Here is an 11624-nt window from a genome sequence, read left to right as displayed (position 1 = left end):
ACGCTGACCGGATGGGCCGCGGGTGTGAAGCAACCGACATCGGAGCGTAAATGGCACAACCCAGACTGAAGATGCGCCTCGGCGACCTGCTGGTTCAGGAGCAGATCATCTCGGATGATCAGCTGCAGCTCGCCCTGCAGCAGCAGCGCCACACCGGCCGCAAGCTGGGCACCACCCTGATCGATCTCGGCTTCATCAGCGAGGTGCAGCTGCTGACCTTCCTCGCCCGTCAGCTGGACGTGCCCTTCTTCGATCTCAACAACCTCACCATAGACGCCGCGGCCGTGACCCTGCTGCCCGAGGTGCAGGCGCGCCGCTACCGGGCGCTGGCCGTCAACCTCACCGACGACAAGGTGACTGTGGTGATGTCGGATCCCGCCGACTTGAGCGCCCTCGATGCCATCGCCGCCCTGCTGAGCCCGCGGGAGCTGGTGCTGGCGGTGGCGCGGGAAGGCCAGTTGCTGGAGTATTTCGATCGCCTCTACCGCCGCACCCGGGAGATCGAGAGCTTCGCGGTGCAGCTGCACGAGGAGCACCAGGAGACCGTCTTCGAGCTCGGCACCGGCGGCCTGAACGCCGGGACCGACGAGGGGGAGGCGACGGTGGCCAAGCTGCTGCGCTCCCTGTTCGAGGATGCGGTGCAGGTGGGGGCGTCGGATATCCATATCGAGCCGGACGAGAAGGTGCTGCGGATCCGCCAGCGGATCGACGGGGTGCTGCACGAGAACATCCTGAGCGAGGTGCGCATCGCCCAGGCGCTGGTGCTGCGCCTGAAGCTGGTGGCCGGCCTCGACATCTCGGAGAAGCGGCTGCCCCAGGATGGCCGCTTCAACATGAAGGTGCGCGGCCGCGACGTCGACGTGCGGATGTCCACCATGCCGGTGCAATATGGCGAGTCCGTGGTGATGCGCCTGCTGGATCAGTCCTCCGGAATACTGTCCCTGATCGAGACCGGCATGCCGCCGGCCATACTGACGCGCTTTCGCCGCCAGTTGCGGCGTCCCCACGGCATGATCCTGGTGACGGGCCCCACCGGCAGCGGCAAGACCACCACCCTCTATGGCGCGCTCTCCGAACTCAACCAGGCGAGCCACAAGATCATCACGGTGGAGGACCCAGTAGAATACCGATTGCCCCGCATCAACCAGGTGCAGGTCAACCCCAAGATAGGCCTCACCTTCTCCCAGGTGCTGCGCTCCACCCTGCGCCAGGATCCGGACATCCTGCTGGTGGGGGAGATGCGGGACAGCGAGACGGTGGAGATCGGCCTGCGCGGCGCCATCACCGGCCACCTGGTGCTGACCACATTGCACACCAACGACGCCGTCACCAGCGCCCTGCGCCTCATCGACATGGGGGCCCCGGGCTACCTGGTGGCGAGCGCCCTGCGGGCCGTGGTGGCCCAGCGCCTGGTGCGGCGAGTGTGCGAACACTGCGCCTGCGAGACGGCGCCGGACGAGGGGCAGGCCACCTGGCTCTCCGTATTGTCTGGGGAGGCGCCCGGCCAGCACAGCTATCGCAAGGGGCGCGGCTGCCAGAGCTGCAATTTCACCGGCTACTCGGGCCGGATCGGGGTCTACGAGCTGCTGGAGCTGGATCAGCCCATGATGGACGCCCTGCGGCGCAATGACGCCGAGGGCTTCGCCCGGGCGGCGCGGGAGCACGAGCACTACAGGCCCCTGGCCCTCACGGCGCTCGACTATGCCCGGGAGGGGATCACCTCGGTGGACGAGGTGCTCAGGCTGGCGGAGGATCTGGGGTAAGTCATGACTCACACCCATAGCAGTGCATCACAGAGCCCCCCGGGCGATCGAGGTCGCCCATGAGCCGCTTTGCCTACAAGGGGCGCGACAGCCAGGGGCAGGCCGTCAGCGGCGTGGTGGAGGCGGCCAGCGAGCTGGCCGCCGCCGAGCAGCTGATGCGCCGCGGGGTCATGCCCACCGAGTTGAAGGCCGGCCAGGCCAGGTCTGCCGCCATCGACTGGTCCCTGCTGCTGGAGGGGAGCGTCAAGCTGGAGGAGCTGGTGGTGTTCAGCCGCCAGATGTATGCCCTGACCCGGGCAGGCATTCCCATACTGCGCGCCATCGCCGGGCTGGAGGAGAGCGCCCACAGCAAGCCCCTCAAGCGGGCGCTCCACGCCCTGGGAGAGGATCTCGGCAATGGCCGGCCGCTGTCGAGCTCCATGCAGGCCCACCCCAGGGTGTTCAGCAGCCTGTTCGTGGCCATCATCCACGTGGGGGAGAATACCGGCCAGCTGGAGGAGGCCTTCCTGCAGCTCGCCAACTACTTCGATCTGGAGCTGGAGACCCGCAAGCGGATCAAGACCGCCATGCGCTACCCCAGCTTCGTGATGATCGCCATCGCCGTCGCCATGGTGATCCTCAACATCATGGTGATCCCGGTCTTTGCCAACATGTTCGCCAAGTTCGGGGTGGAGCTGCCGCTCGCGACCCGGATCCTGCTCGCCACCTCCCACTTCTTCGTCCACTACTGGTGGCTGCTGCTGGCCATCCTGGTGGGGGCTGTCGTCGGCTGGCGCCGCTGGGTTGCCACGACCAGGGGCAAGCTGGCCTGGCACAGATGGCAGCTCAGACTGCCCATCGTCGGCTCCATCATAGAGCGCTCCCTGCTGGCCCGCTTCGCCCGCAGCTTCTCCATGATGCTCAAGGCGGGGGTGCCGCTGAACACGGCGCTGACCCTGGTGGCCGATGCGGTGGACAATGCGTATATGGCGGGGCGGATCCGCGACATGCGGGGCGGCATCGAGCGGGGTGAGAGCCTGCTGCGCACCGCCGGGGCCAGCGGCCTGTTCACCCCCCTGGTGATGCAGATGATCGCGGTGGGGGAAGAGACGGGCCAGGTGGACGAGTTGCTGCACGAGGCGGCCGAATATTACGAGCGGGAGGTGGATTACGATCTCAAGAGCCTCACCGCCCGCATCGAACCCATCCTGATCGGCATAGTGGCGGTCATGGTGCTGATCCTGGCGCTCGGCATCTTTACGCCCATGTGGGACATGATGCGTGCCGTGCGCGGTCAATGATGTGGTTCGGCATCTTCACTCCTCCTGGTGGGGACATGATGCGTGCCGTGCGCGGTCAATGATGTGGTTCGGCATCTTCACTCCTCCTGGTGGGGACATGATGCGTGCCGTGCGCGGTCAATGATGTGGTCCGGCATCTTCACTCCTCTTGGTGGGGGTCATGATAAGGGGCGTGCGCGGTCAATGATGTGGTCCGGCATCTTCACTCCTCCCGGTGAGGGGCATGATGCGAGCGGTGCGCGGTCAATGATGTGGTCCGGCATCTTCACTCCTCCTGGTGGGGGACATGATGCGAGCGGTGCGTGGTAGACAAGGGGCGGGAAGGCATGAGCAGACAGTCGGAGCAGGATCAGCGTTGGCTGGGAGGATACAGGCGGATGGTCGTCCTCGTCCTGCTGCTGGTCATCCTTGCCACCCTGGCCACGAGCTATCGCAGCCACCGGGAAGAGGCGCTGGCGGTCAGCCTGAGCCTGCTCGGGGAGCAATTCGCCGAGCGGGTCCAGCGGCTGCACGGGCGCTGGCTCGATGAGCGGCGCCCCGTTGTGCTCCATGCCGAGGGGCTGGCCTGGCAGTTCGACGATCGGGGCTGGCCCCTGGCGGTGCTGCCGCTGGGCTCGCCGTCCGAGAACTGCCGCCGGTTGTGGCTGGCCCTGATCGGCCCAGAGGATCGGGCCCTGCCAGCCTGGCAGGCCCTCGCCAGCCGGGATGGGGGCGGGTGCGAGTTCGGCTGGGAAGGCCAGTGGCTGAGCTACCGTTTTCGCGATGGCCGGGTGGGCAAGCCTTGAGCCGGCACGCTCAAGTGCTTCAGCGGCATGATTTTTTTCTGTTCACATGAAATAATGCGGACCATTACGGAGGCAGCATGGCAGCAAAGAGAGTGAGTCCTGGCCGGATGGCCGGTTTTTCCCTGATCGAGCTGGTGATCGTCATCGTGATCCTGGGGATCCTGGCCGTCACCGCCTTGCCCCGCTTCCTCGACGTGACCGACGAGGCGAAGAAGGCGAGCGTGGAGGGGGTGTCCGGCGGTTTCGCCACCGGGGTCTCCCTGGTGCGGGCCCAGTGGGAGGCCGAAGGACGGGCCAAGCAGGACGGGCTCAATACGGTGCTCTATGACGGCTCCCGTTTTTACCTGACGACGCCAACCGACAGCCAGGTCAGCAATGGCGAGCTCTCTCCGGGGTATCCCATGGACACGGCGGCGAGTGGCAGCGCCAATGTGGATCCGGCCAGCCTGACGGCGGCCCGCTGTCTCAATATCTGGGAGGGACTGCTGCAGAACCCTCCCAAGGCGACTGCCAGCTTTGACGAGGTGCGCGGTAGCGGCAATGACCTGAAGTTCTATGCCACGGTGAGCAACAACGGGCTGGATTCGGTCTGCCGTTACTATCTGGTCAACAGCCTCAGCAAGGGCAGTGATGGGCGCTATCAGGACCCGCAAGGGAGCACGGACGCCTACATGAGTTTCAGTTATCGCCCGGCCTCAGGCCAGGTGACCACCCATATCAATTGATAAACCGAGGAAAACGCAATGAAGAAGCAATCGGGTTTTACCCTGATCGAACTGGTGATCGTGATCATCATCCTGGGCATTCTGGCGGTCACCGCCGCGCCCAAGTTCCTGAATCTGCAGGATGATGCCAAGAAATCTGCTGCTCAGGGTGTGCAGGCTGCCGTAAGCAGCTCTGCTCAGCTGGTCTATAGCAAGTCTGCGTTGGAAGGTGAAGAACGAGTGAGTAGTGCTTCTGTTACCGGTTCTGATGGTACGGCCATTGAAACAGCTTATGGCTATCCGAAAGCATCTGATGCAGGGATCAAGAATGCGGTGACAATCGATGGCTCCTGGAGCGGCAAGGTTTCCAGTGCTCCGGGTAACTATGTCTTCTCTACCAGTAGCTCCAAATGCACCGTGAACTACAAAGAAGCGAGTGATACCTCTGCTGCCGTAACAACGCTCAGCGGTTGCTAATCGTTTTGCTCTGGCGAGGCTTCGGCCTCGCTTTTTCTTTATCCCTGATATTCCCGATGAGAGCGTGAATGACGACAACCAAGGGTTTCACCCTGATTGAACTGGTGATCGTGATCCTGTTGCTCGGGATTCTGGCCGCCTTTGCCGTGCCCAAGTGGCTGGGCAAAGGCGGCTTTGAAACCCATACGCTGCGCGACGAGCTGGTGGCCCGGCTGCGGCTGGTGCAGACCATGAACATGCAGGAAGGGGAGGCGCGCTGCACCCAGCTGGTATTGGAGGCGGGGCGCTTTGGCCATCTGACCAGGGCGAGCTGCGCCCCCGCCCCCATCTCCGGCTGGAGTGCGGATGAGCAGACCCGTGGGCGTCTGGTGCAGGCGTCCGGCAACCTGCAGCTCTCCCCCCCGGGGGCCTTCTATTTCGACAGGCACAGTGGCCGGCCCCTGGCGGCGGGCTGTGCGGCCGGGTGCGAACTGGTGGTGAGCGATGGCCGGGAGAGCGCCCGTCTGCGCATCGAGTCAGAAGGCTATGTCCATGCGATCCCTTAAGAAGGCCAATCGCGGTTTCACCCTGGTCGAGTTCGTGGTCGGCATGGTGCTGCTGGCCGTGGCGCTGACCGGTATTCTGGGACTCCTCATCAACCAGGCGCCCCAGGCGGTGGATCCGGTACAGCAGGTGCGGGCGGCTCAGCTGGCCCAGCGCATCCTGAACGAGGTGCTGGAGAAGTCCTTCGATGAGCATTCCGATCACAACGGCGGCCGTTTTCGCTGCGGCGAGACCGCCGGCACGCCTCCCATAGCCCATGCCCCCTGCACGGCGAGTGCCGACTATGGCCCGGACGGCGGCGAGGCCCGTCCCTATGAATTCAACGACGTGGACGATTTCGACACCGGGGGCAGCTGGGTGGCGGCCAACCGCTTTACCCAGACCGCGGCCGGTGTCAGCGAGGAGGAGTATCGCCACTATCGGGTGAAGATCGCGGTCGTGCCGGACGCGCTCTTTGGCAGCATGGGCCATGGTGCCGAGTCCATCGGCAAGCGCATCGAGTTGGCCGTGCGGCTGCCGGATGGGAGCGAGGTGGATTTTGCCCTCTATCGGGGGAACTATTGATGGACAAGCCGCATTCCCGTTATGCCGCATCCGATTGCGCATTGGTTACCACAACCCGTTACCGCGTCCGATCAGGCTTCGCTCATCGAACCTGCGCCCAACCCAGGCGTATGCAGGGCTTCACCCTGGTCGAACTGGTGATGGTGATCCTGCTGCTCGGGGTCATGGCCACCTTCTCCAGCCAGTTCATCGGCATCGGCACCCAGATCTACGGGGACGCCAGCCGCCGCGAACAGCTGATGAGCGATGCCCGCTTCGCCCTGGAGCGGCTCAATCGCGAGGTGCGGGACGCCGTGCCGGGCTCGGTGCGCATCGAGGACGAGGGTGGCAGCGCCATGGAGCAGGGGGTCTGCCTGCGCTTCTGGCCCATCGTCACCGCCAGCCGCTACCTGGGCACCGGCCTCGGCAGCGATCTCGCCATAGTGACGCCGACCGTGCTTCCCAGGCAGGATCAAGACCTTGCCATCGTCTATCCCCTCGCCGATCCCCTGCTGACCCTGGATCAGGGCTGCCTGCACGGCAGGTGCGTGGCCAAAGTCGATACCGTGGGGAGCCCGGTCTCGGGGGCGCTGCCGCTGACGGTGCAGGGCACCTTCGCCAAGGGCTCCCCGGGGCAGCGCATCTATTTTGCCAGCCGGCAGGTGCGCTACTGCGTGGCGGGAAGCCGGCTGATGCGGGCCAGCGCCGCCATCGGAACCGATATCGCCGCCAGCACGCCGGTTTTGATGGCCGAGCATGTCCGCCCGGCGGCTCACTACTTCTACCGGGAGCCCGCCGCCTTCAGCCAGAGCGAGGTGGGGCTGAGGCTGGAGTTCGAGCAGCGCGGCGAGCGCGTCCTCTTCAACCACAAGCTGGAGACGCTCAATGTCCCCTGACGCCCGCCCCCTTCCCCCCGGCACCCAGCGTGGCAGCGCCATCATGATCGCCCTCTTCGTCATCGTCATCATGGCCCTGCTGGCCGCGGCCATGGGGCGCTTCCTGGTGGACAGCGGCGAGAAGCACGGGGTGGAGGTGCGCGGAGTGCGGGCCCTGATGGCGGCCCAGAGCGGGCTGGAGATCGCGCTGTACCGGCTCTATCCCAACGACCACTGGCAGGCCCGGCAGTGCGACGCCCTGACCCGGACCCCGTTTGCGGTACCCGGGCTGGTGGACTGCGAAGCCGAGGTGAGCTGCCAGCGGATCGCCGTGAGCGCGGCCGGCGGGACCCAGACCGGCTACAGATTCCGCAGCGAAGGGCGCTGTGGCGATCCGCGTCAGAGCGGTCCCAGCCCGGACTTTGCCGTGAGCCGTACCCTGGTGGCGGAAGCCTTCGATGGCACCACGCCGTGAGACCTCTTGCAAGGAGCCAGTACCCATGACGTCCCGCCCGCCTCTCTGGGCCCCCATGCTGTTCGCCATGCTGCTGGGCTCGGTCCCGGCACAGGGGGCCGATCAATGCACCGCCGCCTTCCTCTTCCCGGTGCAGAGCCACGCTGCGCCCGGTGTGCTGAGCATGACCAACGAGAGCAAGATCATCAGCTCGACCGTGGGAACCCGTTACCCCTTCCTCGGCAAGAACATCCAGCCAAACGCCAACTGCAACAGCGGCGGCTACTGGGACGGGGGTACCTGGATCTCCAACTGCAACGTCAGCGGTGCCCTGGCCAGCCCCCTCGGCGGCGTGGCCTTCATCGAGGACCCCAATGCATTTCCGGCCAATCCGGGAGGCTTTCCTGCCTATGGCGGCCAGAACGATCTGGCCTGCAATGGCGCCATTTCTCCCGCAGCCGGGGATTACAGAAATGCGTCGTGGGGCGGCAACAGTTGCGTGGTAACCCTGACATCGGGGCAAACCTATCGCTTCGACACCCTGTCCCTCTCCGAGGGGGCCGTGCTCAACCTCAACGGCGCGACCCTGTATGCCAGGAAGCTGACGATCAGGAATGACTACAACAGCGGCCTCCATGGGGCGGGTTCCCTGCATGCGAACGAGCTGACGGTCACGGGCAACGGCAGGCTCTCCGACGCCAGGGTCACCGTCTACAACCGCCTGGAGGTCTCGGGCAATGGCAACACCGGGACGGCCCACTTCCAGCCCCGCTATATCGAAAACGTCGCCATGAACGTGTCGGGTGGCGGCGTGCCGGTCACCATGGCGGCGGGGAACTGGTTCATCAGGAATCTCGAGCTAAAAGGCAACAGCATCATGGCCTTCCAGGGCCAGAGCACGCTCAGCGTCTATGGGCTAAGGATGGAGGATCAGGGCAGGATCACCACCGTGGGCAGTCGCAACGATCTGAGCGTCCAGCTCCATCAGACGCTGGAGATGATCGGCAATGCCGCCATCAACGGCTATCTGCAGGCCCGCTACCTCAAGACGTTCAGACACCAGAGCACGTCCGAGATCAGCCTCTATTTCCGTGGCGGCAGCCACTGGATCGACCGGCTGGAACTTGGCCACAACGATGATCTGATCTTCGATGCCGGCACCGCCGCCCAGCTCTACATCAAGAGCGATCTGGCCCTGAGCGATCAGATGGAGGTCAACGCCATCGGCAAGGCCAACAGCCTGATGATCTACCACTTCGGCAAGGTCACCATGAGCGGCAATGCCAGGCTCAACGCCATCCTCTATATGAAGGCGGGCAACCTGACCATGGGCGACCAGGCCCAGCTGACCGGTGCCGTGTCGGCGGTCAACGTCACCATGACGGGCAACAGCAAGGTCACCCATGAGCCTTTCGGCGGGGACTGGCCCGGCCTATGCCCCATCTCCACCTGCAAGGATATCTTTACCGATCCCCCGACGGAGGGGGCCAGCATGACACCGCCCCCCGGTGTGCTGGTGCCCCCCCTTGGGGATCTGGTGTGCAGCAAGCAGGGGAGTGGCACCAGCTGCACCGGCCACAGCGGCAACAGCTTCGGACCCGGGGATTACGACTTCGACGACGGCACCATCAGCAACCAGGCCGAGATCATCGCCACCGGCGTGACGGCGAGGCTCTATTTCAACAACCTGGATCTGAACAACGCCAGGCTCAACCTCCAGAATCCGCCCGAGCATCTCTTCATCTACGTGAAGGGGGATCTCTCCATCGCCGGCCAGAACCAGATCAATGCCGTCGTCTATGTGGCGGGCAATGTCCGCATGGCCGGCAACGCCACGCTCGAAGGGGCGCTGGCGACGGGAGGCAATGTCGATATCAGCGGAAACGGTGACTACGAGTTCGATCAGGATGCCGTCGACAAGGTGGACCTCGGTGGTAACACCTGCGGGGGGAGCACGGGCGGGTCCCAGATCGATCACTTCGAGCTCAGCCACTCCGGCCAGGCGCTCACCTGCAACCCCGAGACTGTGGTCATCAAGGCCTGTGCCGATGCGAGCTGTTCCCGGCTCGTCACCGAGCAGGTCAGCGCGTCCCTGAGCCTCACCCCCGACACCGCCAGCAATGGCTGGGTGGGGGGCAACCAGCTGACCTTCAGCGGCGGCTCGACCACGGCCCGGCTGCGCAATAATACGGCGGGCACCGTGACCATGGGCGTGGCCAGCTCGACGCCGGCATTCCTGCACCCGACCCTCTGCCGGGCGGGCAGCGGCGCCCTGAGCACCGCCGCCTGTACCCTCAGCTTTGCCGACAGCGGTTTTATGTTCGACGTGCCGGATACCCTGGCGAACAAGCCGCACCAGGTGCAACTGAAGGCGGTCAAGAAGGACAATGACACCCAGAGGTGCGTGCCCGGTTTTGCCAGCGTGAGCAAGCCGGTCAGCTTCTGGAGCGACTATGTCAGCCCGGCGAGCAACCCCTTCGGCAGCAAGGTAACGGTCAACGGCAGCGCCATCGCCACCTCACAAGCGACGGCGGTGACCAGCAATCTGAGCTTCGATGCCAATGGTGAGACCACTCTTACCGTGAACTACCCGGATGCGGGCCAGATGCGGCTCAATGCCCGCCACGATGGCAGCGGCGACACGGCAGGCCTGGTGATGACGGGCTCGGATCTGTTCGTGAGCCGCCCGGTCGGGCTCTGCATCACGCCAACTCAGGGGGCCTGCGCGGCAGGGGATGCCAGTTGTCCGGTGTTCAAGAAGACCGGTGAGGCGTTCCAGCTGAATATCGCGGCCGTGGCCTGGCAAGCGGACGATGACGAGGACCTGTGCAGCGGCAATCTGGCGACCCCCAACTTCGCGCTGGCCAATATTGCGCTGGGCAGCGAGCTGGTGGCCCCCAAACCAGGGGAAGAGGCGGTGGTCGGTACGGCCAGTTATGACCACTCAAACGCGAAAGGCAACAACAACCTCAACACTCTCAGCCAGTCGGTCAACGAGGTCGGGGTCTTCCGGATGACGGCGACCCCCCCGGCAGCAGGCTATTTCAACTACACCATCCCCGCCGCGACCAGCGTGCCGTTGGGGCGCTTCGTGCCCTGGGACTTCAACTTGGTGAACGGCACCGTCACCCCGGCCTGCGGCGGCTTCAGCTACATGAGCCAGCCGTTTGGGGTGCAGACGACGGTACAGGCGCGCAACAAGGAGGGGGGGGTTACGAAGAACTACCGTGGGGCCTTTGCCAGGGGCACGCTCTCCCTGGTGGCCGCCAACGACCAGGACGGGGTGGATCGCTCCAACCGGCTGGATCCCCTGGTGACCAGCTGGTCCGCTGGCGTGGCGGACTTCACCGGCCAGAGCCGCTTTATGCGATTGCGCGAGCTGACCCCGGGCCTGACAGCACCAGAGGAGCCCCTGCGGGCTCTGCGGCTCGGCCTCAGGGTGGCGGACGGTGAAGCTCCCGAGACCAGCTTCCTCGCGGATCGGGACATGAATCCGGCCGTGACGGGTGACTGCCAGGCCGGGGTGAGCTGCACCGCGAAGCAGCTGCAGATCCCGCAGGGAACGAGCGACACCATGATCGCCTACTACGGCCGGCTGCTCGCCAGCACTCGTCAGGGGGCGGCCAGCGCCCCGCTGGCGCTGCCGCTCCAGGTGCAGTATTTCGAAGGGGGCCGGTGGCGCGTCAACCTGCAGGATCTCTGCACCCGGCTGTCCCTGGCGGGGGACGGCATTCTCTTCACCGATCCCGAGCAGCACTATGACGCCGCGACCGGGGACCTGAGCCTCAAGGATGGCACCCGGATCCGCCTCGGCCTGGGTCAGGTCGCTCCCGGCGGCAGCCAGGCCAGTGTCGAGGGCGGGGAGACCCGGTTCCACTTCGCCGCGCCGAACCAGAGCGTGCGCATTCCCTACCGGATACAGCTGGACAAGCTGCCATTGCAACCCCTGGCTCCGCTCTGGCTGGCGGACCCGGCCACGGCGGATCACCTGCTGGGAGAGGCCATCTTTGGCCGGGATAGGGGCAATGACCGCATTATTTATCGCCGTGAAGTGATGCCCTGACATCCGTGCGGCGGCGGGGAGAGAGACGCTTTGGTGTACAGCCGCGTCTTATCTCCTTGTTTCTTAGTGTTTGTCGGCCTGAGCGGGTGAGTGATGACTCGCATTTTTGTCGCGCCTGATTGACTGGCGACAGTTTG

At 65.0% G+C, this 11624-nt stretch carries 10 protein-coding genes; all 10 read left to right on the top strand.

Annotated features, from left to right (window positions below; translation table 11 throughout):
* Positions 1–50: 50 nt before the first annotated feature.
* On the top strand, positions 51–1763 hold the full coding sequence (gene mshE, locus I6L39_RS04945) for an MSHA fimbrial ATPase MshE (RefSeq protein WP_216991207.1): 1713 nt from the start codon (positions 51–53) through the stop codon (positions 1761–1763).
* A gap of 59 nt (positions 1764–1822) precedes the next feature.
* The gene (locus I6L39_RS04940) at positions 1823–3043 is read left to right on the top strand and encodes a type II secretion system F family protein (RefSeq protein ID WP_216991206.1); all 1221 of its coding nucleotides are present in this window, start codon (positions 1823–1825) and stop codon (positions 3041–3043) included.
* A gap of 326 nt (positions 3044–3369) precedes the next feature.
* Complete coding sequence (locus tag I6L39_RS04935; RefSeq protein WP_042077997.1) at positions 3370–3828, top strand: hypothetical protein; 459 nt, start codon at positions 3370–3372, stop codon at positions 3826–3828.
* Positions 3829–3905: 77 nt separating this feature from the next.
* A complete protein-coding gene (locus tag I6L39_RS04930) occupies positions 3906–4553 on the top strand; it encodes a type II secretion system protein (protein ID WP_042077972.1) in 648 nt (215 codons plus the stop codon).
* A gap of 18 nt (positions 4554–4571) precedes the next feature.
* Positions 4572–5009, top strand: coding sequence for a prepilin-type N-terminal cleavage/methylation domain-containing protein (locus tag I6L39_RS04925; protein ID WP_209793778.1), 438 nt, complete (start codon positions 4572–4574; stop codon positions 5007–5009).
* 68 nt (positions 5010–5077) lie between these two features.
* Entirely contained in the window at positions 5078–5554 is a 477-nt protein-coding gene (locus I6L39_RS04920; protein WP_216991205.1) for a prepilin-type N-terminal cleavage/methylation domain-containing protein, read from the top strand.
* Positions 5541–6116, top strand: a complete 576-nt coding sequence (locus I6L39_RS04915; RefSeq protein WP_216991204.1) for a prepilin-type N-terminal cleavage/methylation domain-containing protein — start codon at positions 5541–5543, stop codon at positions 6114–6116. The genes I6L39_RS04920 and I6L39_RS04915 overlap by 14 nt, the downstream gene beginning before the upstream one ends.
* A 110-nt stretch (positions 6117–6226) precedes the next feature.
* Positions 6227–6991, top strand: a complete 765-nt coding sequence (locus I6L39_RS04910) for a PilW family protein (protein ID WP_244462938.1) — start codon at positions 6227–6229, stop codon at positions 6989–6991.
* Positions 6981–7445 carry an MSHA biogenesis protein MshP gene (locus I6L39_RS04905; RefSeq protein WP_254203737.1) on the top strand — a complete coding sequence of 155 codons (465 nt, stop codon included), beginning with the start codon at positions 6981–6983 and terminating at the stop codon, positions 7443–7445. Before I6L39_RS04910 ends, I6L39_RS04905 begins: the two co-directional genes overlap by 11 nt.
* 25 nt (positions 7446–7470) lie before the next feature.
* On the top strand, positions 7471–11487 hold the full coding sequence (locus I6L39_RS04900) for a DUF6701 domain-containing protein (RefSeq protein ID WP_216991202.1): 4017 nt from the start codon (positions 7471–7473) through the stop codon (positions 11485–11487).
* Positions 11488–11624: the final 137 nt, after the last annotated feature.

The organism is Aeromonas sp. FDAARGOS 1409 (assembly GCF_019048705.1).
Lineage (GTDB): Bacteria > Pseudomonadota > Gammaproteobacteria > Enterobacterales > Aeromonadaceae > Aeromonas > Aeromonas sanarellii.
The sequence above is the reverse complement of the archived record's forward strand: the minus strand, read 5'-3'. Positions and strand labels throughout refer to the sequence as shown.